Annotated in this window: 23 protein-coding genes, 1 tRNA gene and 1 pseudogene; 15 read left to right on the top strand and 10 right to left on the bottom strand. The window is 71.4% G+C overall.

Going from position 1 to position 24,825, the window contains the following annotated elements; genetic code table 11:
- Window positions 1–54: 54 nt before the first annotated feature.
- Both OG542_RS22340 and OG542_RS22335 read right to left on the bottom strand, forming a co-directional pair.
- A complete protein-coding gene (locus OG542_RS22340; RefSeq protein WP_328413288.1) occupies window positions 55–300 on the bottom strand; it encodes a DUF3263 domain-containing protein in 246 nt (81 codons plus the stop codon).
- A gap of 33 nt (window positions 301–333) precedes the next feature.
- Window positions 334–1,587: an ABC transporter substrate-binding protein gene (locus OG542_RS22335; RefSeq protein ID WP_328413286.1), complete on the bottom strand. Its 1,254-nt coding sequence runs from the start codon at window positions 1,585–1,587 to the stop codon at window positions 334–336.
- A 134-nt stretch (window positions 1,588–1,721) separates the two neighbouring features.
- Between OG542_RS22335 and OG542_RS22330 the strand changes: the two genes are divergently transcribed.
- The 3 genes from OG542_RS22330 to OG542_RS22320 all read left to right on the top strand — a co-directional run bounded on the left by OG542_RS22330 (window position 1,722) and on the right by OG542_RS22320 (window position 4,920).
- Entirely contained in the window at window positions 1,722–2,663 is a 942-nt protein-coding gene (locus tag OG542_RS22330) for an ROK family protein (protein WP_328413284.1), read from the top strand.
- Entirely contained in the window at window positions 2,663–3,874 is a 1,212-nt protein-coding gene (gene nagA / locus OG542_RS22325) for an N-acetylglucosamine-6-phosphate deacetylase (RefSeq protein ID WP_328413282.1), read from the top strand. The genes OG542_RS22330 and nagA overlap by 1 nt, the downstream gene beginning before the upstream one ends.
- A gap of 116 nt (window positions 3,875–3,990) precedes the next feature.
- Window positions 3,991–4,920: a 1-phosphofructokinase family hexose kinase gene (locus OG542_RS22320; RefSeq protein WP_328413280.1), complete on the top strand. Its 930-nt coding sequence runs from the start codon at window positions 3,991–3,993 to the stop codon at window positions 4,918–4,920.
- Between the two features lie 106 nt (window positions 4,921–5,026).
- Here OG542_RS22320 and OG542_RS22315 read toward each other — a convergent pair whose 3' ends face one another.
- From OG542_RS22315 to OG542_RS22305, 3 genes are all read right to left on the bottom strand, one after another.
- Window positions 5,027–5,992, bottom strand: a complete 966-nt coding sequence (locus tag OG542_RS22315; RefSeq protein ID WP_328413278.1) for a carbohydrate-binding protein — start codon at window positions 5,990–5,992, stop codon at window positions 5,027–5,029.
- A 119-nt stretch (window positions 5,993–6,111) separates the two neighbouring features.
- Window positions 6,112–7,770, bottom strand: a complete 1,659-nt coding sequence (gene cdgB / locus OG542_RS22310; RefSeq protein WP_328413276.1) for a diguanylate cyclase CdgB — start codon at window positions 7,768–7,770, stop codon at window positions 6,112–6,114.
- 271 nt (window positions 7,771–8,041) lie between these two features.
- Window positions 8,042–8,509 carry a MarR family winged helix-turn-helix transcriptional regulator gene (locus OG542_RS22305; protein ID WP_193479718.1) on the bottom strand — a complete coding sequence of 156 codons (468 nt, stop codon included), beginning with the start codon at window positions 8,507–8,509 and terminating at the stop codon, window positions 8,042–8,044.
- Window positions 8,510–8,627: 118 nt separating this feature from the next.
- Here OG542_RS22305 and OG542_RS22300 point away from each other — a divergent pair, with 118 nt between their 5' ends.
- The 3 genes from OG542_RS22300 to OG542_RS22290 all read left to right on the top strand — a co-directional run bounded on the left by OG542_RS22300 (window position 8,628) and on the right by OG542_RS22290 (window position 10,295).
- Complete coding sequence (locus tag OG542_RS22300) at window positions 8,628–9,089, top strand: ester cyclase (protein WP_328413274.1); 462 nt, start codon at window positions 8,628–8,630, stop codon at window positions 9,087–9,089.
- A 104-nt stretch (window positions 9,090–9,193) separates the two neighbouring features.
- A complete protein-coding gene (locus OG542_RS22295) occupies window positions 9,194–9,778 on the top strand; it encodes a flavin reductase family protein (protein ID WP_328413272.1) in 585 nt (194 codons plus the stop codon).
- 49 nt (window positions 9,779–9,827) lie between these two features.
- Entirely contained in the window at window positions 9,828–10,295 is a 468-nt protein-coding gene (locus OG542_RS22290) for a GNAT family N-acetyltransferase (RefSeq protein ID WP_328413270.1), read from the top strand.
- Here OG542_RS22290 and arfB read toward each other — a convergent pair.
- Window positions 10,292–10,729: an alternative ribosome rescue aminoacyl-tRNA hydrolase ArfB gene (gene arfB, locus OG542_RS22285; RefSeq protein WP_261681860.1), complete on the bottom strand. Its 438-nt coding sequence runs from the start codon at window positions 10,727–10,729 to the stop codon at window positions 10,292–10,294. The two genes, OG542_RS22290 and arfB, sit on opposite strands and share 4 nt — an antisense overlap.
- Before the next feature lie 153 nt (window positions 10,730–10,882).
- Here arfB and OG542_RS22280 point away from each other — a divergent pair, with 153 nt between their 5' ends.
- Entirely contained in the window at window positions 10,883–11,458 is a 576-nt protein-coding gene (locus OG542_RS22280; protein WP_184599395.1) for a TerD family protein, read from the top strand.
- A 118-nt stretch (window positions 11,459–11,576) separates the two neighbouring features.
- Complete coding sequence (locus OG542_RS22275) at window positions 11,577–12,101, top strand: GNAT family N-acetyltransferase (RefSeq protein WP_328413268.1); 525 nt, start codon at window positions 11,577–11,579, stop codon at window positions 12,099–12,101.
- An 11-nt stretch (window positions 12,102–12,112) separates the two neighbouring features.
- On the opposite strand, the gene OG542_RS22270 is transcribed toward OG542_RS22275, so the two are convergent.
- The gene (locus OG542_RS22270; protein WP_328413266.1) at window positions 12,113–13,552 is read right to left on the bottom strand and encodes a M1 family metallopeptidase; all 1,440 of its coding nucleotides are present in this window, start codon (window positions 13,550–13,552) and stop codon (window positions 12,113–12,115) included.
- Here OG542_RS22270 and OG542_RS22265 point away from each other — a divergent pair.
- Both OG542_RS22265 and OG542_RS22260 read left to right on the top strand, forming a co-directional pair.
- Window positions 13,542–14,042: a hypothetical protein gene (locus OG542_RS22265; RefSeq protein ID WP_311126375.1), complete on the top strand. Its 501-nt coding sequence runs from the start codon at window positions 13,542–13,544 to the stop codon at window positions 14,040–14,042. The two genes, OG542_RS22270 and OG542_RS22265, sit on opposite strands and share 11 nt — an antisense overlap.
- Window positions 14,043–14,145: 103 nt before the next feature.
- Window positions 14,146–14,802: a hypothetical protein gene (locus OG542_RS22260; RefSeq protein ID WP_328413263.1), complete on the top strand. Its 657-nt coding sequence runs from the start codon at window positions 14,146–14,148 to the stop codon at window positions 14,800–14,802.
- A gap of 11 nt (window positions 14,803–14,813) precedes the next feature.
- Here the strand turns inward: OG542_RS22260 and OG542_RS22255 are convergent, their stop codons facing one another.
- A complete protein-coding gene (locus OG542_RS22255) occupies window positions 14,814–15,491 on the bottom strand; it encodes a pentapeptide repeat-containing protein (RefSeq protein ID WP_184599390.1) in 678 nt (225 codons plus the stop codon).
- A gap of 134 nt (window positions 15,492–15,625) precedes the next feature.
- On the opposite strand from OG542_RS22255, the pseudogene OG542_RS22250 reads away from it, so the two are divergent.
- Window positions 15,626–16,785, top strand: a pseudogene (locus OG542_RS22250) (FAD-dependent oxidoreductase).
- Window positions 16,786–16,850: 65 nt separating this feature from the next.
- Window positions 16,851–17,834, top strand: a complete 984-nt coding sequence (locus tag OG542_RS22245; RefSeq protein WP_328413260.1) for a zinc-binding dehydrogenase — start codon at window positions 16,851–16,853, stop codon at window positions 17,832–17,834.
- A gap of 105 nt (window positions 17,835–17,939) precedes the next feature.
- Here the strand turns inward: OG542_RS22245 and OG542_RS22240 are convergent, their stop codons facing one another.
- Window positions 17,940–21,218: a Tat pathway signal protein gene (locus OG542_RS22240; RefSeq protein ID WP_328413258.1), complete on the bottom strand. Its 3,279-nt coding sequence runs from the start codon at window positions 21,216–21,218 to the stop codon at window positions 17,940–17,942.
- Between the two features lie 119 nt (window positions 21,219–21,337).
- Here OG542_RS22240 and OG542_RS22235 point away from each other — a divergent pair, with 119 nt between their 5' ends.
- Both OG542_RS22235 and OG542_RS22230 read left to right on the top strand, forming a co-directional pair.
- The gene (locus OG542_RS22235) at window positions 21,338–22,261 is read left to right on the top strand and encodes an aminoglycoside phosphotransferase family protein (RefSeq protein ID WP_408057779.1); all 924 of its coding nucleotides are present in this window, start codon (window positions 21,338–21,340) and stop codon (window positions 22,259–22,261) included.
- Between the two features lie 3 nt (window positions 22,262–22,264).
- Window positions 22,265–23,368 carry a DUF4037 domain-containing protein gene (locus tag OG542_RS22230; RefSeq protein ID WP_328413254.1) on the top strand — a complete coding sequence of 368 codons (1,104 nt, stop codon included), beginning with the start codon at window positions 22,265–22,267 and terminating at the stop codon, window positions 23,366–23,368.
- Window positions 23,369–23,370: 2 nt separating this feature from the next.
- On the opposite strand, the gene OG542_RS22225 is transcribed toward OG542_RS22230, so the two are convergent.
- Window positions 23,371–23,444: transfer RNA gene (locus tag OG542_RS22225), tRNA-Thr, on the bottom strand.
- Window positions 23,445–23,682: 238 nt separating this feature from the next.
- Here OG542_RS22225 and OG542_RS22220 point away from each other — a divergent pair.
- Window positions 23,683–24,765 carry an ABC transporter ATP-binding protein gene (locus OG542_RS22220; RefSeq protein ID WP_328413252.1) on the top strand — a complete coding sequence of 361 codons (1,083 nt, stop codon included), beginning with the start codon at window positions 23,683–23,685 and terminating at the stop codon, window positions 24,763–24,765.
- Window positions 24,766–24,825: the final 60 nt, after the last annotated feature.

The raw sequence follows: 24,825 nt of genomic DNA, 5'->3' as shown, positions 1-24,825 counted from the left end.
GCGACCAGCCACGACGCACCCGCACCCCGCGACGGCCGGACTACCCCACGATCCTCATCGTTCCGCCCGGCGCCGTTCCCGAACCCGCCGCAGCCGGTTCACCGTCACCGGGTCGTGGGCAAGGGCCCTGGGATCATCCAGCAGGGCGTTGAGGAGCTGGAAGTAGCGCACAGGGGCGAGCCCCAGCTCCTCCCGCACGGCCCGTTCCTTCGCGCCGGGGCCGGGGAAGCTCCGGCGTTCGAGCGCGAGGATGTCCCGCTCCCGGCGCCCGAGCCCCCGCTCACCCGTGTCCTCGTCCATGCCAGGCACCGTAGCGCCCGCCACCGACAGCGCCTACTCCGCGTTCTCCGCCCGGGACGCCTCCGCCTGAAGCTGGCCCAGGACGGCCGACGGGCTGCCGCCGGGGGCGACGGCCTTGCCGATCCGCTGCTTGATCTCGGCGCTGACGTCGGCCCACGAGGTCTTGCCGACCGGGTAGAGCTCGGAGGTCAGCAGCTCCTCCAGGAACGGCCTGAGGTGCCGGTCCTGGTCGGAGGCGGCCATGGTCCCGGACGCGGAGGTGGTGACCGGCAGCAGGTCGTACTCGCGGGAGAAGGACAGCACGTTCTTCTCGCTGTAGACGAAGTCGAGGAAGTCGCCCACCTGGTCGCGGTGGCCGTTCTTGCGGAAGGCCGTCATCCAGTCGGCGACACCGAGCGTGGACTTGCTCGTGCCTTCCTTGCCCGGCGTCGGCACCATGCCGTACTTGACGCCCTGCTTCGCGGCGATGTTCATCAGCGACGGGTGCCCGTTGACCATGCCGACCTCGCCCTTGGCGAAGGCGGCGAACGCATCGGCCCGGTCGAGCTCCCCGGGCGCGACCGGCCCGGTCAGGCCCTTGCCGACCAGTTCGGTCTTCAGCCAGGAGAAGGTGTCGACGTTCTCCGGGGCGTCGATGCCGTAGCTGTCGACGGTGTCGGTGTAGCCGCCCCCGCCGCTGAGCATCCACTGCATGGTCTCGGCCTGCGCCTCCTCCGGGCCGAGGGGCAGCGCGTACGGGGTCGTCACGCCCTCCGCCTTGAGCGCCTCGGCGTCGGCGGCCAGGTCGTCCCAGGTCTTGGGCGGGGTGATGCCGGCCTCGGAGAAGAGGGTCTTGTTGTAGAAGAGCACACGCGTGGAGGAGGCGAACGGCATGCCGTACTGCACGCCCTTCACCTGCCCCGCGGAGGCCAGCTGGCCTACGAAGTCGGCCTGCACGGGTATGGAGAGCAGGTCGTCGGCCTTGTAGAGCTGGTTCTGGGCCGCGTAACCGGCGTACGAGCCGATCTGCGCCATGTCCGGCGGGTCACCGGCGGCGACCATCTCCCTGACCTTGCGGTCGACGTCGTTCCAGGAGTAGACGCTGACGTCGATCTTCACCCCGGGGTGCTCGGCCTCGTACTCCTCGACGAGCTTGTCCCAGTACTTCTGGGAGCTGTTGGCCTTGCTGTCGCCGTAGTCGGCGGCGACCAGCTTCAGGGTCACGTCGGGCGAGCCGCCCGTCACGCCGCAGCCGCCGAGGACCGCCGTCATGCCCAGTGCGGACACCGCCGCGATCGTTCCTGCCATCCGCCGCCGCTGCACCGCTGCACTTCCCCAACCCTGGCGTCACCGCCACCGAAAACTTTTCGATATTCGGAATAAGGTCTACACCACGTGAGTGGACTAGACCTCTTGCGGGTCCCCGGGTCACACTGTGTTCCGTGAGACATGTCATCGCCCTCGACGTGGGCGGCACCGGAATGAAGGCCGCTCTGGCCGGGCCAGGGGGCGAGGTGCTGCACCGGTCCCGCCGGGCCACCGGCCGCGACCAGGGCCCGGACGCCGTGGTCGCGGGCATCCTCGACTTCGTCACCGAGCTGCACGCCTACGGCGCCGAGCACTTCGGCCCGCCCGCGGCCGCCGCCGGCGTGGTCGTGCCCGGCATCGTCGACGAGGCGCGGGGCGTCGCCGTCTACGCGGCGAACCTCGGCTGGCGCGACGTCCCCCTGCGCGACCTGCTGGCGGAACGGCTGGGCGTCCCGGTCGCCCTCGGCCACGACGTGCGCACCGGCGCCCTCGCCGAGGGCCGGGTCGGCGCGGGCCGCGGCGCCGACCGGTTCCTGTTCGTGGCGCTGGGCACCGGTATCGCGGGCGGTATCGGCGTCGAGGGCCGGGTCGAGTCGGGCGCACACGGCTTCGCGGGTGAGATCGGCCACATCGTCGTACGGCCTCAAGGGGCCCCGTGCCCGTGCGGGCAGCGCGGCTGCCTGGAGCGCTTCGCGTCGGCGGCGGCCGTGAGCGAGGCCTGGGCCAAGGCCTCCGGCGCCCCGGCCGCGGACGCGGCCGACTGCGCGAAGGCCGTCGAATGCGGCGACCCACGCGCCCGGGCGGTCTGGCAGCAGGCCATCGACGCCCTCGCCGACGGCCTGGTCACGGCCCTCACCCTGCTGGACCCCCGCACTCTGATCATCGGCGGCGGGCTGGCGGAGGCCGGAGAAACGCTGTTCGCACCCCTGCGGGAGGCCGTCCGCCACCGCATCACCTTCCAGAAACAGCCGTCGATCGTCCCCGCCGCGCTGGGGGACGGTGCCGGCTGCCTGGGGGCGGGCCTGCTCGCCTGGGATCTCCTCGACCGGACCGACCGTACGGAGGTAACGCCCTGATGGCAGCCCACCCAGGGGCGCGGGGAACTGCGCGACCAGCCCCCACACACCCGCATCCCGCGACGACCGGACAGCCCACGGTCCTGTCCGGCGCGACCGTCGTCCTCCCCACGGAAACGGTCAACAACGGCCAGGTAGCCATCCACGGCACCCGCATCACCACCACAGCCCCGGAAAACGCAACGGTCATCGACGTAACCGGCCACTACGTCATCCCCGGCTTCGTCGACCTCCACAACCACGGCGGAGGCGGAGCCTCCTTCACCTCCGGCTCCGCCGAGGACCTCCTCAAGGGCATCCACACCCACCGCCTGCACGGCACGACCACCCTGGTCGCCTCCACCGTCACCGGCGACCTGGACTTCCTCACCGGGCGCGCCGGCCTGCTCAGCGAGCTCGCCGAGCAAGGCGAGATCGCCGGCGTCCACTTCGAGGGCCCGTTCATCTCCCCCTGCCGCAAGGGCGCCCACGCCGAAAACCTCCTGCGCGACCCGCACCCCGCGGACGTCCGCAAGCTGATCGACGCGGCCCGGGGCCAGGCGAGGATGGTCACGCTGGCCACCGAACTCCCCGGCGGCCTTGACTCCGTACGCCTCCTGGCCGAACAGGGCGTGATCGCGGCGATCGGCCACACGGACGCGACCTACGAGCAGACGGTCGAGGCCATCGACGCGGGCGCGACGGTCGCCACCCACCTCTTCAACGCGATGCCACCCCTCGGCCACCGCTCCCCCGGCCCGATCACCGCACTCCTCGAGGACGACCGGATCACCGTCGAGCTGATCAACGACGGCACTCACCTGCACCCCGCCGCACTCCAGCTGGCGTTCCACCACGCGGGAGCGGACCGCGTGGCGTTCATCACGGACGCGATGGACGCGGCCGGTTTCGGCGACGGCCGCTACTGGCTCGGCCCGCTGGAGGTGGAGGTCGCCGACGGCGTGGCCCGCCTGGTCGAGGACGGCACCATCGCGGGCTCCACCCTCACCCTGGACCGCGCCTTCAAACGGGCGGTCACGGTCGACGGCCTGTCCGTCGAGGACGCGGTGACGGCCCTGTCCGCCAACCCGGCCCGCCTGCTCGGCATGGCCGACACGATCGGCTCACTGGAGCCCGGAAAATTCGCCGACCTGGTGCTTTTGGACTCCGCGTACGACCTCAAGGGCGTGATGCGCCGGGGAGAATGGGTGGTCGGTCCCCAACTGCACTGATCCGTCCCGCAGTCGGGAGACGGTGGCCGAGTCCAGGACTGGGCCGACCGCCGTCTCTTTGGCATGATCGAGCTTGTTCACGGCAGCAAGCGCATGTCTCGGGGGAGGTCGGCCAGATGATCCTCACGGTCACGCTGAACACCGCTCTCGACATCACCTACCGCGTACGGTCCCTCAGGCCGCACGCCTCCCACCGCGTCTCCGAGGTGACGGAACGCCCCGGCGGCAAGGGTGTCAACGTCGCCCGGGTCCTCGCGGCCCTCGGACACGAGGTCACGGTGACCGGTTTCACGGGCGGTGCGACGGGCCGGGTCGTACAGGAGCGGCTCGCGTCGGTGCCGGGCGTGGTGGACGCGCTGGTCCCGATCACGGGCGCGACCCGCCGCACGATCGCCGTGGTCGACGAGCAGACCGGCGACACGACGCAGCTCAACGAACCGGGCCCGATGGTCACACCCACCGAGTGGTCGGCCTTCCAGGAGGCCTACGAGGACCTGCTCCCGTCCGCCTCGGCAGTGGCCCTCTGCGGCAGCCTGCCCCCCGGCGTGCCGGTCGGTGCCTACGCCGGACTGGTCCGTACGGCCCGTACCGCCGGAGTCCCGGTCCTCCTGGACACGAGCGGCGAAGCCCTGCGCCGGGGCGTCGCGGCCCGCCCGGACATCATCAAGCCGAACGCCGACGAACTGGCGGAACTGACCGGCTCCCACGAGCCGCTGCGCGCCACGCAGGACGCCCGCCGCCGGGGCGCGCGTGCGGTGGTCACGTCCCTGGGCGCGGAAGGCCTGCTGGCGGCATCTCCCGAGGGCCGCTGGCGGGCGGCCCCACCAACCGTCGTACGAGGCAACCCGACAGGCGCCGGCGACTCGGCGGTCGCGGGCCTGCTCTCGGGCCTGGTTGAACACCTCCCCTGGCCGGATCGCTTGGCCCGGGCGACGGCCTTGTCGGCGGCGACGGTGCAGGCGCCGGTGGCCGGGGAGTTCGATCGGGGGGTGTACGAGGAGTTGCTGGGGCGGGTCACGGTGACGAGCGAGGCGTCTGCGGCGTAGGGCGCAAGGCTTGCCATGGTCGGCGTCGCCGTGGGCTGACCTCGTGTCCCCTCACACGGCGGCGGCCGTCCCCCACGCTGTGTGGGAGACGGCCGCCCTCGTCGTATCAGCTCGTCCGGCTGCCCTTCTCCAGATAGAACTGGTCGAGGACCGCGTCGCACTTGTTGCCCTCGTTGCAGGCGAGCTCGATGGTGTTGGTGCCCTTGTTCAGGTTCACCGTGGCGTAGGTGTTCTTCCAGCCCTGTTCCCAGTCGCCCTTGGGCGAGCCCCCGAAGTTCTTCATACTCAAGGGCCTGGAGAGGGCATCGCCGTTGACCACCAGGGTCGCGTCGGCGTCCGTGCCCGGGACGCCGTAGTTCACGTAGAGCGTGTAGGCGCCGGCCTTCTCGATGCCGTCCACCGTCCAGGTCACCTTGGCACCGACCTGGTTGAAGCCCGTCACATAGACCCCGCCGTCGGCCTTCGCACCCTTGAACTCCGACGCGGTCGACATGCCGGGGCTGAGGCGCAGGGCCTTCGCGTCGACCTTCGGCAGGTCGGCCTGGCTCGCCGCGCTCTTACTGGCCGACGGACTCGGCTCGGTGCTCTGGGACTGGTTCTGGCCGGAGCCCGCCTGGTCCTCGGACTTGTTGTCGTCCTTGTCGCCGCCCAGCATGGCCACGCCGATGCCGATCACGACCGCCGCGACCACCGCTACCGCGCCGATCAGCAGGCCCTTGGTGTTCGGGCCGCGGCCGCCACGGCCGCCTCCGCCGCCGGGCACCTGGTGCTGGGGGGCGGTGGTGGCTCCGCCGCCGGGCAGTGTCTCCGGGGCCGCGTAGTGCGCGTTCGGCCGGCCGTGGCCACCCTGCTGCTGCGGGGCCTGGCCGTACGCCGCGGTCTGACCCGCGCCCGCCTGCGGCTGCTGCTGACCGTACGAGCGGGTACCGACCGCACGCACGCGGTTGACCGAGTTCGGGTAGCCATAGCCCCCGGACGGCGGCTGGGCTCCGTTGGCCTGCCCGTCGGCGTAGAGATAGCCGAACGGGTCGTCGTCCTCGGGCGTGCTCGCGCCGTTGTTGCCGGGCGTCATCCCTTGGTCTCCTCAGTCAGGTGCGGTGCAATGCGGTACGGGTCGTGAGAGAGCGAGCCTACCCGCTCCCAGTGACCCAAACGGGTGACTCAGACCGCATCCACTCGCTGACCTCGGGTTCACCCAGCGCGTCTGTGTTGTTTGGGACGAGATCGTTTCTCGACGTACATCCGCTCGTCAGCGGATTTCAACACTTCGTCCGCCGTCATTCCACAGTGTGCCCATCCGATGCCGAAGCTGGCGCCCACCCGGACGGCCCGCCCCTCGGCGCGGATGGGCTGGATGATCTCGTTACGGAGGCGTACCGCGAGGTCCTGCGCGTCGGCCCGGCCGAGTCCGTCGGCGAGGATGACGAATTCGTCACCCCCGAGCCGGGCGACCGTGTCGCCGTCGCGGACGCCGCCGCTCAGCCGCCGCGCGACCTCGATGAGCACCGCGTCACCCGCGTTGTGCCCGAACCGGTCGTTGATCGACTTGAAGCCGTCGAGGTCACAGAAGAGGACGGCCAGGCCCTTCGTGCCGTCGTCGTGGTCGCCGTCCGGGGCGACGGTGTGCACATGGTGGTCGTAGGCGTCGTACGGCTCGGCGGCCTGCCGGAAGTCGAAGCCGGGGCCGACGACGTCGAAGGCCGGGTGGCCGTAGGCCGCGTCGACCGACTCGGCCATGGCGTGCGGGGACGCGCTGCGCTGGCACAGCCTGGCCGACAGGCGGGAGCGCAGCTCGGCGGAGTTCGGCAGGCCGGTGAGCGAGTCGTGCGAGGCGCGGTGGGCGAGCTGCAGCTCGCGGCGCTTGCGCTCCTCGATGTCCTCGACGTGGGTGAGGAGGAAGCGGGGTCCGTCGGCGGCGTCCGCGACCACGCTGTTGCGCAGGCTGACCCAGACGTAGGTGCCGTCGCGGCGGCCGAGGCGGAGTTCCGCGCGGCCGCCCTCCGCCGAGGTCCGCAGCAGGGTGCCTATGTCCTCGGGGTGGACCAGGTCGGAGAAGGAGTAGCGGCGCATCGCGGAGGCGGGGCGGCCCAGCAGCCGGCACAGGGCGTCGTTCGTGCGCAGGATCCGGCCGTGCTGGTCGCCGCCCATCTCGGCGATGGCCATACCGGACGGGGCGTACTCGAAGGCCTGCCTGAAGCTTTCCTCACTCGCCCGCAGCGCCTGCTGCTCGCGCTCCAGCCGGACCAGCGCGCGCTGCATGTTGGCTCGCAGCCGGGCGTTGCTGATCGCGATGGCGGCCTGGAAGGCGTACATCTGGAGCGCCTCGCGGCCCCAGGCGCCGGGGCGGCGGCCGTTGCGGGGGCGGTCCACGGAGAGCACGCCGATCAGCTCGCCGCACGCCGCGTTGCCCTGCGGCCCGGGCGCGTACATGGGCGCGAAGAGCCGGTCGGCCGGATGCCACTCGTCCTCGAAGCGGGGCGCGGGGCCGTCGGTGTACCACTGTGGGACGTCGTCGTCGTCGAGGACCCAGCCCTCGGTGTGCGGTATGAACACCAGGTCGCCCCAGTGCTCGCCCATGCCGAGGCGGCGGTCCCAGGAGTCGCGCGAGCCGACGCGGCCGGTGATGAGGGCCTCGGCGGCGGGGTTCCCGGCGAAGGCGGCGACGACGAGATCGCCGTCGGGGCGTACGAGGTTCACGCACGCCAGCTCGTAACCGAGAGCGGCGACGACGCCCTCCGCGACGGTCTGCAGTGTGTCCGCCAGGCTGCGGGCCGTGTTCATGTCGGCCATGACCTGGTGCAGTTGTCGCAGGGACGCAAGACGGACGTAGGGCTCCGACTCGGTCTCCATGCTCGCCCTCCCCCCGAGACCTCGCAGCGAATCAAGGGTTCTCATCGGCGGTATCGTCCTGGCAGCTTCCCCGCCACTGAATCACAGCGCGCTGCTCACTCGGTACACAGGGTCAACAATTCCTGCCCCTTGTGACTCAAGTCACAGGCAAAGCTGAACAATTGCCTGGAGTTTCTGCGTTCCTCCCGTGCGTCCACCGAGCGAAACCTTGTCACGATGCACACAGGTTTGTACTCCGTTTCCGCTTCCGGACCTCTCGCGAGTGCCCTGATCAGCCCTTCCGCAGGCGTGCGGCCTGTTCGCCGCCGACGTCGGTGAGGCACCGCAGGTAGCGTTCGATCACGCCGAGTTCTTCATCGGTGAATTCCCCCAGCGCCTCACCGAAGGCCCTGCCGGGGATTTCCCAGGCGGCTTCGATCTCGGGGCTGCGCCGGGCGGCCAGGGAGACGAGCATCTTGCGCCGGTCGTGGATGTCGGGGCGGCGTTCGACCAGTCCGGCCTTCTCCAGCCGGTCCACCAGGCGGGTGGCCGACCCGGAGGTCAGGCCCGTCAGCTTCGCGATCTCCCCGGTCGTATGCGGGCCGGACTCCAGGCCGAGCAGGCTCACGCACTGCAGATCGGTGGGGTGCAGGCCCAGCCGTTCGGCCATGGCCTGGTTGAACAGGGTGTAGGCGGCGTGATGGCGCCGGGCTGCCGCGGTGACCGCCGCGACGGTCTCCGCGCGGGTCCGGTCTGACATGAGAAAACCCCTGTACTTATATCTGCGTCACGCAGATTATGTGTCGTGCAGGAGATTCTAGCCCCGCCCCACGACTCACGACCTACGGCTCACGACTTACGCCCCACACAGGAGAACCATGACCACGCACTCCCCCGATCAACTGCGCGCCCTCTACGACCGCTGGAGCCAGATGTGGCGCGGCGACTTCAGTCACGCCGAGGACATCCTCAACCCCGGCTTCCTCGTCCACCAGGCACGCCCCGACGGCAGCGACTCCGAGGCGGTCACCGGCCCGGCACGGCTGCTGCCCGAGATCGAGCAGACCATGGCCGCCTTCGGCGACATCACCATCACCGTCGACCTCGGCCCGATCGTCGACGGCGACCTGATCGCCGCGCGCTGGACCATGCACGCCACCTACACCGGCGGTATCCCGCACGCCACCGCCCCCACCGGCACGAAGATCTCCTTCAGCGGCCACGACATCCTGCGCGTCGCCGACGGCAGGTTCGTCGAGTACTGGACCTGCACCGACATCCTCGACGGCCTGGCCCAGCTCGGTGCCGTCTCCGGCCCCAACGGGCCCGCCCGGCAGTGAAGAAGCCCATCGGCGGCCGGCGAGGCGTCCGTCGGGAGACCTAAGACCGTGATCGGGCGGAGGCCCGATGCGCGGCGCGCGGCGCGGAGATTAGCGTTTCGGGTGTGCCGAACACTCCCCCTGCCACGTCCCCGATCATTCCGTCGCCCGCCTCCGGGCATGCTGAGGGGGTGAGCAACGACGAGTTCCGCGCCGCCATGTCCCGGCTGGCCTCGGGTGTGGTCCTGGTGACCGCGCAGGAGGCATCGCTCGACCCGGACGACCCCTCGGCGCCGGACGTCGAGGACGTGGGCATGACGGCCACGGCCTTCATGTCGGTGTCCCTGGACCCGCCCATGGTGCTGGTGAGCCTGCGCGAGGGCTCCCGCATGGACGACCTGCTCGACGAGCAGCCCCAGTGGGCGGTCTCCGTCCTGTCCGAGAGCCAGCGGCACATCGCGGGCCGGTTCGCCATGAAGGGCCGGGTCAGCGACCGGCTGCTGTTCGCCGACATCCCGTACACGCGCGGCGAGTACACCGGGGCACCCCTGGTGGGCGGCGCCCTGGCCGTCCTGGAGTGCCGCACCGAGCAGCGTGTCGCGGCAGGCGACCACACACTGGTCATCGGCCGCGTCCTGACCGCCCGCGTACCGAGCGCGGAGGGCGGGCCGCTGACGTACTTCCGGGGGCGGTACCGGCAGTTGGGGTGAGGCGGAAACCCGGTGGCCCGGGGATGATCGGCGACCCTAGGGTGCGCGCATGACAACGACGGGCCTTCGTCTCGAAGAGATCACCCCTGGGAACCTCGATGCCGCCCTCGGCATCCGCGTCCGCCCCGACCAGGAACACGCGGTCGCCCCGGTCGTGAAGTCGCTCGCCGAGGCGTATGTCCATCCCGGCGTCGCCTGGCCCCGTCTGATCGTCGACGGCGACCGCCCGGTCGGCTTCCTCATGGCCTTCCTCGACATCGACTGGTACGAGGACGGCAGCGTGCTGCGCTCGGGTCTGTGGCGGCTGAACATCGCGACCGGGGAGCAGGGGCGGGGGTACGGCCGTTTCGCCGTCGAGTCCGTCGCCGCCGAGCTGCGCCGACGCGGCACCAAGCAGCTCTACGTCACGTGGCACCCGGGGCCGAACGGCCCTGAGGGCTTCTACCTGGGGCTCGGCTTCCGCCCGAACGGGGAGACGAGCGGGGGTCAGACGGTAGGCGTGCTGGAGCTCGCCTAGTTCCAGTTCCGCTCGGAACGCCCCCGCTTCGTCTCCGAACGCTGCTTCTTCTCGCGCAGCCGCCGCTCGTTGATACCCCGGGGAATCCGGGTCGCCTTGCGGGGCTTGGGCGGGGGTGCGGTGGCCTCGGCCAGGAGGGCGGCGAGGCGTACGGCGGCGGACTCGCGGTTGCGCCACTGGGAGCGGTGCTCGGAGGACCGTACGGTGACGACTCCGTCGACCAGGCGCCCGGCCAGCCGCTCCAGCGCCCGCTGCTTCCACACCTCGGGCAGCGCCTCGGTCTTCGCCAGGTCGAAGCTGAGCTCGACTTTCGAGTCACTGGTGTTGACGTGCTGTCCGCCGGGCCCCGAGGACCGCGAGAAACGCCACAGGAGCTCGGCCTCGGGCAGGGAGACGGAGCCGCGGATGACGTGAGGACCAGGCATGCCGTACATGTTCCCTCTCCTGTTCGGTCCACGTCATCCCAATAACCGCGAGTAAAGAAAGTAAAGGACCTGGAACCTCGCGTACCCCTCTCGACGTTCAGGGGGTAGCTGTAGCTTCTTTGCCGTACTGCCGTACATAAACGAGGGAAGGGACTCCCAACAATGGCTGTAAGCCTGTCCAAGGGTGGCAACGTCTCGCTCACCAAGGAGGCTCCGGGCCTGACCGACGTCACCGTGGGCCTCGGCTGGGACGTCCGCACCACCACCGGCACGGACTTCGACCTCGACGCCTCCGCGATCGCGGTCAGCACGCAGGGCAAGGTCTACTCGGACGCGCACTTCGTGTTCTTCAACAACAAGCAGACCCCGGACAACACGATCGTCCACACCGGTGACAACCGCACGGGTGAGGGCGCCGGCGACGACGAGGCGATCAACGTCAACCTCGCCGGCCTCCCGGCCGACATCGACAAGATCGTCTTCCCGGTGTCCATCTACGACGCCGAGAACCGCTCGCAGAACTTCGGCCAGGTCCGCAACGCCTACATCCGCATCGTCAACCAGGCCGGCGGCGCCGAGATCGCCCGCTACGACCTGTCGGAGGACGCGGCCACGGAGACGGCCATGGTCTTCGGCGAGCTGTACCGCAACGGCGCGGAGTGGAAGTTCCGCGCGGTCGGCCAGGGCTACGCCTCGGGCCTGGTCGGCATCGCCCAGGACTTCGGTGTGAACGTCTGACGGACGTCCCGCTCGCTGTGACGGCGGAGCCCCCGAGCCTTGGAAGAGGCCGGGGGCTCCGCCCTTTCCCGGGGCGGAGTCCCCACGACGACCGAGCCACCCGCGCTACGTTCCGGGGGTGATCCTCGAACCCCTGCTCCCACCGTCCCCCGGACCATCCGTCCCCGCCCCCCTGCTCACCGAACTCACCGCCCTCTACGCCTCCAACCACGAGTTCCACACCCTCAGCGGCGACTTCCCCGACCCGCACGACATCCGCCGGGAACAGGTCGCGGCCGCCCTGGCCGAGGAATGGGCCCTTCCGGGCGTCGACGTGCTGCTCGCCCGCAGCTTCGGTCGTCTGATCGGTATCGCGATCACCCTCGCCCACCACCCCGACCCCTCCGACCCGGATCCCTGGATCGGCCTGCTGATGGTGGACGCGAGCCTGCACGGCCAGGGCCACGGCCGCCGCCTAGCCTCCCTCGTGGAGGACCGCTTCCGGGCAGCGGACCGCACGGCCGTACGTCTCGCCGTCCTGGCCGACAACCCGAGGGCTCTCGCCTTCTGGACGGCTCTCGACTACGAGGTCATCGACCACCGCGAGGACGTGCGACTGAAACGCCCGTGCGCAGTCCTGCGCAAGGATCTGACCACGCCGTAGCACCACCCCCCTCAGGCCCGCTCCGGCTTCCCCTCCCCGTACAGCCAGTCCTCCCAGATCCCGTCGAAGTCCTCCCCGGGCGCCTGCTCCTCGACGTACGTCGTGAACTCGGCCGTGTCCGCGTTCCCATGGCGATGCTCCGTCGCCCATCCCCGCAGGATGGCGAAGAACCGTTCGTCGCCCACGGCCTGGCGGATCTTGTGGAGGACCATCGCGCCGCGCTGGTAGACGGGGTCGCCGGAGATGTTCGCGGCATCCGCGGGCTTCGCGGGCGGGAACGCCCAGAGGTCCTTGTAGGTCTTCTCCCCGTTCTCGTACAGCGCGTCGAAGGACTCCTGCGCGCTCTCCCCGCCGTGGTCCTCCCGCCACAGCCATTCCGCGTACGTCGTGAAGCCCTCGTTGAGCCACATGTCGCGCCAGCTCTCCGGTGTGACGGAGTCGCCGTACCACTGGTGGGCGAGTTCGTGCACGAGGAGAGTCATGCCGGGTGCGCCGGGGAAGACGGGGCGCGTCTGGGTCTCCAGGGCGTAGCCGACCTCGGCCGCGCGGTCGACGATCGCGCCGGTGGAGGAGAAGGGGTAGGGGCCGAACCGCCGCTCCGCCCAGCGCAGGATCTCGGGGATGCGCGCGAGCACCGCGCGGCTCGTATCCTTCTCCGCCGGGTCGACGGCCGTGTACACCGGCAGACCGTCCCGGGCGGTGGAGCGGGTGATGTCGTAGCGGCCGATCGCGAGCGTGGCGAGGTAGCTCGCCATGGGCTCGGCGGAGTGCCAGCTGAACGCCGTACGGCCGCCCTTCGCGGTCGTGACGTGGCGCAACTCCCCGTTGGAGACCGCCCGGAGCCCCCGCGGCACGGTCACCGTGAGGTCGTACGACGCCTTGTCGGACGGGTGGTGGTTGCCGGGGAACCACGCCATCGACCCCGTCGGCTCGCCCAGCGCGAGCACCCCGTCCGTGGTGCGCAGCCAGCCCTCCTGGGAGCCGTCCGGGTCGGTGACGGTCTCGGGCGCCCCGGAGTAGCGGACGGTGACGCGGAACGTCTCGCCCTGGCCGAGATCCTTGCGCGGCCGGACGGTGAGCTCCTGCCCGGCGCGGTTCCAGCGCGCCGTCTCACCGCCGACGGTGACCTTGCCGACGTCCAGGCCGATCAGGTCGAGGTTGAAGGCGGAGAGGTCCTGGGTCGCCCGCGCGGTGAGCGTGGCCGTGCCCGTGAGGTGGTGGGCGTCCGGGTCGTAGGCGAGGCGCAGGCCGTAGTGGGTGACGTCGTAGCCGCCGTTGCCGGCCTTCGGGAAGTACGGGTCGCGTACGCCGGAGCCGCCCGGGGTGCCGTGGACCCCGCCGCAGGCCGTGAGGGCGAGAGCGCAGACGAGCAGGGCGGGGACAAGACGTACGGACCGGGCCACGATCTCGATCCTAGGGGCCCATGACACCATCACCTCCGTGCTCGACATCGGCTACGCCCTCTCCAACCGCTTCCCCGACCCGCCGCAGACCGACTACCGCCGCGCGGACGTCCGCGCCCTGCGGCACGACCTGTTCTGCGGTGACGTCTATCTGGCGGACACCAAGACGGACCACGAGGTGTCCACAGCCTGGGGATGGGTGCCGGTGCTCGACTTCGCGTGGGCGCTGTGCGACATCGTGGAGCGGATCGACCGGGACCCGGCGGGCTCGCGGGCGTCCCGGCCGCAGCGGGCGGAGCTGGACTTCACCGAGTCGACCGACCGGATGCTGTTCGAGCGCCGCTTCGGCTGGGTGGACGTCGAGGCCGACTGGATGCGCGCGGAGGAGCCCCCGCTCACCGTCTCCCACACCGAACTGCGCCGCGAGGCCCGGGACTTCCTGCACGACCTGATCGCCGACCTCATCGATCTGCACGACGACCTCGCCGAGAACCCGGCGATCTGGACCCTCCAGGCCCGCTTTCCCCGGGTCTCCTGACGACGGTCCGCCACCGAGCTGAAACGATCGCCCTTCGAACAGCAATCGCCCTTCGAACGGCAATCGCCGTCGAACGGCAGCGGACACGGGGAGAAGCGGGCGCATGACCCAAGGGCGAGTGACCTACGGCCTGAACTACAGGGTGGACCCACCAGCCGTCGTCAGCGGCGAGGGAGCGCCGCAGGGCACGTCCGCCCGACTCTGCCGTGACCCCGACAGTCCCGCTCTGGACCGGCTCCGCTCGCTGCGGGCCTTTCATCTGCGGGCCGAGGACGGCACACCGGTCGCCCGCGTGGTCACGGAGCAGCCCCTGGGCACACGGCTGAGCGGACGCCCGGCGGTGTACCACGTCCTGGATCCGTACGGCGCCCCGCTCGGGCGGATCACCCTGCGGCGCCGCCGGGCCTTCCGGTGGGGCCGCAAGCGCTGGACCGTGGAACCGGCCGCGGGGCCGGTCCTCCAGGGGTATCAGGGGCGTCTGTGGAGCTGGCTGCTGTGGTGGTCGTTCGGACTGCCGGTCCAACTGCTGTTCCTGATCTGGGTCTTGATGGCGGAAGCCGACGACGCTCCCCGTCCGCCGCGGCGCATCACCTGGCGGGACGGCTCCTACCGCGCCCACCTCGTCTTCCGCGCGGTGGCCGAGGACTACCAGCAACTGAGGCACGACCTGGACCCCCGTCTGGTCAATGCCCTCATAGGACTGCACCAGTCCTACGACTGTCCGGAGCGGGCGGGGTCAGGGGGCTGGTACGGGATATGAGCGGGCGGCGATCAGCCCTCCACCCTGATCCCCCACTCCACCGCCAGCACCGGTGCCAGATCCAGCAGTTGCGCCGTACTGATCACCGCCCCCGACAGCCGGTCGAGACCCCGGCTGATCTCCAGCGACGCGGCCCCGCGCAGGTCGACGTCCGTGAGGGTCGCCGCGTGCAGGTCGACGCCCTTCAGGGCGCAGTCCACGAACTCCACCCGCTCCAGGCGGGCGCCCCCGAAGTCCGGCTCGACGAGGACGCAGCCCTCGAAGACGACGTCTCTGAGCCGGGCCGTGCGCAGATTCAGATAGTCGATCTTGCCGCCGCGGATCAGCACCCGCTCCAGCACCGCCCCGTGCAACTGCGGTCCTCCGAGGCGGGCGTCGGTCAGCTCCACGTCCCGCAGGGTCGCCTCGGCGAGGTCGGTGCCGACGCCCCGGACACCGGTGAGGGCCGAGTCCAGGACCCGGGCGTGCCGCAGCCGGGTCTCGTCCAGCGCGCACCCCGTCAGCGCACAGTCCATGAATCGGGCCCCCGCCCCGTCCTGCCCGGTGAGATCCGCGTCCCGGAACTCCAGACCGTCGTAGTCCCCGTCCGGCTCCAGCTCACCGCCCTCGTACGGCTCCAGCACCGGCAGCCGCACCTCCGGTCGCCGCGCGCCCTTCACACCCGTACCGCCCGCCGCTCTCCTCGCCATCTCCCCATGCTGCACCCCACCACTGACAACGCCCCCTGACCTGCGCGAACACCGGGCATGTCACACTCCGGCCCCCGCGAACGGTCGTAATCCCGAAGGCGATTCCGACCTCAGGCCTCAGGGAGATCCCAGCCATGCACCGCATCACCGTCATCGGCGGCGGCTTCGCCGGACTGACCGCAGCCATCACCGCCGCCGAGGCGGGCGTCAAGGTCACCCTCCACGAAGCCCACCACACCCTCGGCGGCCGGGCCCGCACCGCTGAGGGCCCGTACCGTACGAACGAGGGTCCGCACGCCCTCTACAGCGGTGGCCCGCACTGGGCCTGGCTGAAGCAGCGCGACCTCATCGGCCCGCTCGCCCCGATCCCGCCCCTGGAGGGCGCCCGGCTGCGGTTGCGGCACCACGGCGTGCTGCGCCGCACCCCGCCCTTCCCGATGCTGAAGCTGCTGCGCCGGTCCGCCCGGCAGGCGCCCGTGGACGTCGACTTCCTGACCTGGGCGACCGGCATCGCGGGCGAGGAGGGTGCCCGGGCCGCCGCCCACTACTCCGCCGTCGCCCTCTTCCACCACGACCCCGGCTCCCTGTCGGCCGCGTTCGTGCTGGAGCGCCTGCGCCGGGCCACCAAGCTGCCGCCCGAGGCCCAGTACCCGCGCGGCGGCTGGGCCGGCCTCATCGACCGGATGGCCGCCCGGGCCTGGAACCTGGGCGTCCGGATGGAGACGCTGTCCCGTGTCGACACGCTCCCCACCGACACACCGGTGATCGTCGCGACCACCCTCGACGCCGCCCGGCGTCTGCTCGGCGACGGCTCCCTGACCTGGCCGAGCGGCCGTACCACCCTCGTCGACCTGGCCGTGCGCACACGGCGCGGAGACGCCTTCGCGGTCTCCGACCTGGACGCGCCCGGCTGGCTCGAACGGTTCACCGCCCAGGACCGCGGCCTGGCCCCGGCCGGCGAGCAGCTCATCCAGGGGCAGATCCCCCTCGCCCCGCACGAGTCCAAGGCCGACGGCACCGCCCGCGCCGAGCAGCTGCTCGACCTGGGGTTCCCGGGCTGGCGCGAGCGGGTCACCTGGCGGCGCGATTCCGTCGCGGCCGGCCGTACGGGCGCGGTCGACCTGCCCGGCACCAGCTGGCGTGACCGGCCCGCCGTGGACCGGGGCGACGGTGTCTACCTGGCCGGCGACCAGGTCGCGGCCCCGGGGTGCTGTCGGAGGTCTCCTTCAACAGCGCCCTGACCGCGGTGTCCCTGGCCCTCGGCCGCCGGGAGCTTGACCTCAAGCAAGCTTGAGGTTGAAGGCTGGGGTTCATCCGGCGCCCTGCCGGCGCCCACCCGGCGACCCACGAGGAGCTCCCATGCACGCCATCCGCCTGCACGCCTTCGGCCCGGCCGAGAACCTCGCCCACGAGCAGATCGAGGACCCCGTGCCGGGCCCCGGCCAGGTCCGTATCGCCGTACGGGCGGCGGGCGTCCACCTCCTGGACGCCGCCCTGCGCGAGGGCATGCGGGGAGGACCGTCGGCCGAGCAGACGCCCCTGCCGACCATCCCCGGCCGCGAGGTCGCCGGAGTCGTCGAGTCGCTGGGCGAGGGCGTCGCGGACGGATGGCTCGGCAAGCGGGTCGTCGCCCACCTCGGCTTCGTCCCCGGGGGCTACGCCGAACTGGCCGTCACCGAGGCCGAACGCCTGCACGAGATCCCGCGGAACCTCGACTTCGCCGAGGCCGTCGCCATGATCGGCACGGGCCGTACGGCGATGGGAATCCTCCAGTTCGCCGACCTCGGCCCCGGCTCGGTGGCCGTCGTCCCGGCCGCCGCCGGAGGCATCGGCACCCTTCTCGTGCAGTACGCCAAGAACGCCGGGGCGACCGTCATCGGCCTGGCGGGCGGGCCGGAGAAGGTCGCCCGCGTGCAGGCGAACGGTGCCGATCTCGCCGTCGACTACCGGGACCCGGCCTGGCCCGCGAAGGTCAGAGCCCACCTCGGCGGCCGGACGGTGACCGTCGTCTTCGACGGCGTCGGCGGCGACGTGGCCCGCGAAGCCGTCGCGCTCCTCGGCCCCGGCGGCAGGCACATCGTCTTCGGCTGGTCCGGCCAGGGCATCCTCGACGGCGAGCCCTGCCTCGTCGACGGCGTCTCCGAGCAGGTCCTCGGCCCCTCGATGCTGGGGAAGGCCGGCGGCCCCGACCCCCTGCGCACTCTCGAACTGCGCGCCCTCACCGAGGCCGCCGCCGGCCGGCTCACCCCGGCCGTACAGCGCTTCCCGCTCCGCGAGGCCGCGGCCGCGCACCGGGCACTGGAGACCCGGGGCACGACGGGAAAGGTGGTCCTGGAACCCTGACACGACACCGAGGAGGGCCCCGCGCACCACGGGGCCCTCCTCGTCACAAGCGCCTGTGTCACAAGCGTCTGCTCCCCTCCACAAAGAGGGTTTGCCACTGGCGGATCAGCGGGCGACCGCCTTCGTCGCCTTGCTCACCGCCGACCCGTCCTTGTGCCCCGCGCGGTGAGCCATCACCTTCACGGTGATCTTCTTGCCGGCCTGCGCCGCCTTCAGCACGAGGGAGGACTTCGTCGCCCCGCTGATCGCCTTGCCGTTGGCGTACCACTGGTAAGACCAGGAGGACGCGGCCGGGCTCCACGTCCCGGTCGACGACTTCAGCGTCTTGCCGGCCTTGGCCGTCCCGCTGATCAACGGTGGCTTGGTCGCCTTGGGCGCGTCGCCCTTGGCCACGGTCACCGACGGCGAGGACGCCGACCCGCTCTGCCAGCCGCTCCTGACCGCCGTGACGGTCACGCTGATTTTCTTGCCGGCCTGCGCCGCGGGGATCCGGTACGCCGACGCCGTAGCGCCGCCGATCGCGGCCCCGTCCGCCTTCCACTGGTACGTGTACGACGTCGGCGCCGCCGACCAGGTGCCCGGCGCGGCGGTGACCTCGGCGCCCACCTTGGGCGTGCCGGTCACCTTCGGTGCCGCTGTGTTCCGCAGCCCGGGCCGGGGCGTCACGGTGAAGGTGCCGCGCTGGTACTCCGAGCCGCGCGTGATCACGCTGACGTTCCAGGTGCCGGTCGCCGCGCCCGTCAGGTCCACGGTCGCGGTCACCGTCCGGTTGTCCGCGGCGACCGAGTCCGCCTCCGCCGTGATCGTCTTGCCGGCCTGGCTCAGCCGGACCGTGACGTCCTTCCCGAGCGCCGTGCCGGTGACCGTGAGCTTCACCTTGCCGCCGGTGGCGCCCGTGCCGGGACCAACGGCGGTGACGCCCGTCTTCTCCGTGCCGCACAGCGCGGACGAGCAGATGAGTTCGGCGCTGTAGGCCGTGCTCGACGCCTTCTCCGGCAGGCCGAGCAGGAACAGCGACGGCGTGCTCGCGGAGGACGAGCCGTGCACGGCGCAGTCGTAGCCCTCCGGGAGGAAGCGCGTGCAGCCGTTCCTCCAGGTGGAAACGTCGTACAGCACGGGTACCGCCTTGACGTCGGCGCCCTCCGTGTCCTTGATGTCGGTGTCGAACCGGTCGAATCCCGCGGTGGGCAGCGCCGCGCACACGGCGGTCCGCGACTCGTCCAGCGTGCCGGTGACCGGCCCGTATCCGAAGGCCACGGACGGCACCCTCACGCACTCCGGGGCCGGTCCGTCGGCGGTCGCGATCCGTAGGCGGTCAAGGCGGTACTCGGGCGCCGCCTTGAGACGGGCCGGCGTCTGCACGAGAACCTGGTGGGTGGTCGAACCGCTCACCGCGCAGGACGTGTTGCGGAAGGAGCACTCCACGCGGCCGTCCCCGGCGACCACCGCGCTGTTGGCGGTACCGAGCGCGTCCCGCACGTCGACGTGTACGACGTCGGTCGTCGCGCCGGTGGTCACCTGGTGGCAGTTGATGGTGCCCGGCGCCGCGTACGCGCTCTTCAGGGACGCGCCGCCGACCTTCACCGCGGCGGTCGTCGCACAGCCCGAGGCGGAGGCTCCGGCCGTGACGTCACGCCGGGTCAGGCTGTACGTCGCGGCCTCGTCCCGGCCGGTCACCAGCACGGTGTGGGCCTTGCCCGGGGTCAGCGAGCAGACCGTCCAGCCGTCGGTGGTGGCGTAACGGTCGCAGACGCGCTTGCCGTCGGAGTCCAGCACCGAGAAGCCGGCCGGAGCCGTCCCCGAGGTCGCGGCCAGCTGGAGCAGCTCCGCGTTCGAGTGCGCGTCGGCCGGGATGCCCAGGCAGTGCGAGAAGACGCCGCCGCCCGTGGTCAGCGTGGCCTTCGCGCCGCCCGGGGCGAAACTGCCCGCGGGCAGGGCGGCGCAGCCCTCGGCGGCGTCGGTGCGGTGGAAGGCGACCGTGTAGGGGCCGGTGGCCGTGTCGCCGCTGTCCTCGGTGTGCACCAGCGCGCGGAACGGTGCCTCACCGGTCAGCGCGCAGTCTCCGTCCCGGAGCGCCTCACTGGAGCACTGCGGGGTGCCCGCGCGGTCCAGGACCTCCACCTCGGGGGTCAGCCCGGCCGAGGAGTTCGCGGTGAGCGCGGCGATCCGGGCGCCCTTCGGCACGGGCAGCGTCAGGCAGTCGTACTGCCCGGCCGTGCTCAGCTCGCCCTTGTACAGGCCGGTCCCGATCTCCTCGCAGCCGGCGTCGGAGGCCCGGTCGAACACGACCAGCCGGTCCCGGGAGGCCTCGAAGGGGTAGCGGTCCAGGACGGCGGTGTAGGTGCCCGCCTCGCGGATCCGGCACGGGTCGGTGCCGGAGTCACACCTGGTTCGCCCATCGATGTCGTAGACCCGGACCACTCCGGCCGACCGGTCCTCGTCCACGGCGTGCACGGTGTACGGCCCGGCCCGCTCGGCGGTGAAGGTGTAACAGAGGTCGGTGCGGAAGTCTTGCGGCTTCAGAGGCCCGTACGGCAGTACGGAGGCGGTCGTGCAGCCCTGCGGGTCGTTCAGCCGACGTACCTGGAGCGCGTAGGCGGCGGGGAAGCCGCCCTCCGAGCGGGAGACGTTCGACAGCACCCGGTAGGGGCCGTCGCCGGGCAGCACACAGCTGTCCTCGCCGTCCTCCGGGAAACGTTCGCAGACCCGGGCACCGGTCTCGTCGGTGATCCAGGCGACCGACTCGCCGTACACCTTCCGCTCCAGCTTCAGCCTGATCCGCTCACCGGGCCGGGCCTCGAAGGCCTGGCAGTCCACGGCCAGCGGGCTCGCCGCGCTCCGGATCACGGCCGGCGTGTCCCAGCCGGTGCCGACGGGCTCGGCGCAGCCGCGGGTGCCCGAGCCGAGCGGGACGACGGTCAGTTCGGTCTTCTCGTCGTCCACCCAGCCACTGTTGACGACCTTGAGGGTGTACGTACCTGCCGCGGGCACCTGGCACCAGCCCTCGGTGCGGGGCTCGTCGGCGTAGCAGTCGACTTGGGCGCCGTCGGCGTCGTACAGCTCCGCGTAGGCGTTGTTGCCGCTGTCCTCCAGGGTGACCAGGTGAGGACCGGCCGAGCCGGCGGTCACGGTGAAGCAGGCACTGCTCTGCGCCGGGACGGTCGCCCGGCCTACGGCGTCCCCCGGGTCCCCGAACGGCGCGAGCGCGAGCGGCGCACACTCCGGTTCGGCGGCCCTGGCGACTCCGGCCGCGGCCCCCACCGCGGTCCCCGCCCCCGTCAGGCTCAGCAGCGAGGCGAACAGCGAGACGGCGACGGCGGACGCGACGGCCCGCCCCCGTCTCGCGCGCGATCTCGGTCTCGGACACGCGTCGGTACTCGACATGGCAATCCCCCCTGGATCAGTGGTCGTTGGCGAGATGCTCGCACACAGGTACGACATACCGCCCGCGAGATACGCCTCCCCAGCCCGCCTCGCCCCACCCCGGCCCGCCCCAAATTCACATGCCCCACCCGGCACCCCCCACTACCGTGCCGAGAGTGATCGACATTCCACGCGAACTGGCGGCATCACAGGAGAAGTTCAACGGCGAAGCGGGCCGCGCCTTCATCACCGGACTGCCGGAGCGGACGGCCCGCTTCCTCGACCGCTGGGAACTGAAACCCGACGGAACCCCCATGCACGGCGTGTCCGCCCTGGTCCTGCCCGTCCTCCGCCCCGACGGCACCCCCGCGGTCCTCAAGCTCCAGATCCTCGACGAGGGGAGCGAAGGCGAACCGGTGGCGCTGCGCGCCTGGAACGGCGACGGAGCCGTCCGCCTACTCGACCACGACGAGCCCACCGGCACCATGCTGCTGGAACGCCTGGACGAGACCCGCATGCTGTCCCACGTGCCGGACACCCACCAGGCCGTCGTCACGATCGCTGAGCTCCTCGCCCACCTGACCTCCTTCCCCGCCCCGCCCGGCCTGCGCCGCCTCGGCGACATCGCCCGGGCCATGCTCGACCGGACCCCGTGGGCCCTGGGCCGCATCCCCGACCCCGAGGCCCGCCGCCTGGTCGCCGACTGCGCGGCCGCCGTACGCGAGGTCGTCGGCGAACCGGGCGACCGCCTCCTGCACTGGGACCTCCACGACGAGAACGTCCTCGCGTCCGACCGCGCCCCCTGGCTGGCGATCGACCCCAAGCCCCTGGCCGGCGACCCCGGCTTCGAACTGTGGCCGGCCCTCGACAACCGCTACGACCCCGACGACATCCTCTGGCGCTTCGACGCCATGACCGACATCCTCGCCCTGGACCGCCCCCGAGCCCGAGCCTGGACCCTAGGCCGCCTCCTCCAGAACACCCTGTGGGACATCGAGGACGACCGCCCCCTCGACGACACCCAACTTGAAATCGCCCGCCGCCTCCGCAGCCACGGCAACTGACCGATGCCGTCGTTCCTGCCCGGCCTGGAACTCTCCCGCCGCTTCTACACCGAAGCCGTACGCCCCCTCCTGGACGAGGCCCTCCCCGGTATCCCCCACTCCGCCGCCCGCCTCGGCAGCGGCTCCGAGGTCCTCGGCTACGACACCCCACGCTCGGCCGACCACGAGTGGGGCCCACGCCTCCAGCTCTTCCTACGCCCCCAGGACGCCGACCGCCACGGCCCCCCACTCACCGCCCTCCTTTCCCACCGCCTCCCCAAGACCTTCCTCGGCCACCCCACCCACTTCGCCCTCACCGGCGAAGACCCGGGCACCGACATCCGCGTCATGGCCAGGACCGACGGACCGGTCCACCACCGAGTCGACGTCTCGGACCCGGGCACCTGGTTCACCGCCCACCTCGGCTTCGACCCGACCGGGACCGTCACCACCACGGACTGGCTGGCCACCCCCACCCAGTGCCTGGCCGAGATCACCGCGGGCGCGGTGTTCCACGACGGCCTGGGCCGGCTCGCCCCGGCCCGCACAGCCCTCCGCTGGTACCCGCACGACGTCTGGCTGTACGTCCTGGCCTGCCAGTGGAAACGCATCTCCCAGGAGGAGGCCTTCGTAGGCCGCTGCGGCGAGGTGGGCGACGACCTCGGCTCCGCGGTCGTCGCCGCCCGCCTGGTCCGCGACCTGATGCGCCTGTCCCTCCTGATGAACCGCCGCTACCCCCCGTACAGCAAGTGGCTGGGCACCGCCTTCGCCGAAACCCCGCAGGGCCGGGACCTCACCCCCACCCTGGCCGCGGCCCTCACCGCCGGGGACTGGCACACCCGCGAACGCCACCTGGCACGCGCCTGCGAAGCCCTCGCCACCCACCACAACACCCTCGCGCTGACGCCCCCGCTCGACCCCACCACCCGGCCCTACCACCGCCGCCCCTTCCGGGTCCTCCACGCGGAACGCTTCACCGCGGCCCTGCGCGCCCGCATCACAGACCCGGACCTGCGCGCCCTGCCGGACACCGGCGCGATCGACCAGTGGGTGGACAGCACCGATGCGCTGAACGACGTGCAGAACAGAAAAAAGCCCAGGCCCGGAGAGGTCCGGCCTGGGCGGTGAAGAGCCCCCTGTCGGATTCGAACCGACGACCTACGCATTACAAGTGCGTTGCTCTGGCCAGCTGAGCTAAGGAGGCTCGTACGGGTGTGCACCCGCACGTGCCCGAGCAGTGTACCCAGGTCCCCGAGGGGCCCCGTCGAAAATTTCCGCGAAGTTCACAGGCCCGGAGGTACTGACAGACCAGGTGAACGCCAGGTACGGTCCTGAGCCAGTTCACACGCGTGGACTACACCACAACGGAACACCCGTCGTGGCACCGCCTTCCTACTCGGATCGTCCGGCACGTTCCTGCCGGTAGAAGGGGTTCACTCATCATGGCCACTGTCTCGTTCGACAAGGCGACCCGGATCTACCCGGGCACCGACAAGCCCGCTGTTGACGCGCTGGAGATCGACATCGAGGACGGCGAGTTCCTCGTCCTCGTCGGCCCGTCCGGCTGCGGCAAGTCCACCTCGCTCCGCATGCTCGCGGGGCTCGAGGACGTCAACGCCGGCGCCATCCGCATCGGCGACCGCGACGTCACCCACCTGCCGCCGAAGGACCGGGACATCGCCATGGTGTTCCAGAACTACGCGCTCTACCCGCACATGACCGTCGCCGACAACATGGGCTTCGCGCTCAAGATCGCCGGCGTCAACAAGGCGGAGATCCGGCAGAAGGTCGAGGAGGCCGCGAAGATCCTCGACCTCACCGACTACCTGGACCGCAAGCCGAAGGCGCTCTCCGGCGGTCAGCGCCAGCGTGTCGCCATGGGCCGCGCCATCGTGCGTGAGCCGCAGGTGTTCCTCATGGACGAGCCGCTGTCCAACCTGGACGCCAAGCTCCGTGTCAGCACCCGTACGCAGATCGCGAGCCTGCAGCGCCGCCTCGGCATCACCACCGTCTACGTCACCCACGACCAGGTCGAGGCCATGACGATGGGCGACCGGGTGGCGGTCCTCAAGGACGGTCTGCTCCAGCAGATCGACACCCCGCGCAACATGTACGACAGGCCCGCCAACCTCTTCGTGGCCGGCTTCATCGGCTCCCCCGCGATGAACCTGGTCGAGGTGCCGATCACCGACGGCGGCGTGAAGTTCGGCAAGTCGGTCGTGCCGGTGCAGCGCGACGCGATCGCCGCCGCCACCGACAAGACCGTCACCGTCGGCGTGCGCCCCGAGCACTTCGAGGTGTCGGACGCCGAGCAGGGCCTCGCGGTCACCGTGAACGTCGTCGAGGAGCTCGGCGCCGACGCCTACGTCTACGGCACCGCGAAGGTCGGCGACGACTCCAAGGACCTCGTCGTCCGCGTCAGCGGCCGTGACGTCCCGGAGAAGGGCAGCCAGCTGCACATCGTGCCCCGCTCCGGCGAGACCCACGTGTTCTCGACGTCGACCGGCGCGCGCCTGTCCGACTGACGGCAACCACAAACACCCAACCCCGGGTAATTCACCCAGGTTGACGAAGAAGGCCCCGCA

The organism is Streptomyces violaceus (genome assembly GCF_036014075.1).
Classification (GTDB): Bacteria; Actinomycetota; Actinomycetes; order Streptomycetales; family Streptomycetaceae; genus Streptomyces; species Streptomyces violaceus.
This window is presented reverse-complemented; position numbering and strand designations above follow the sequence as displayed.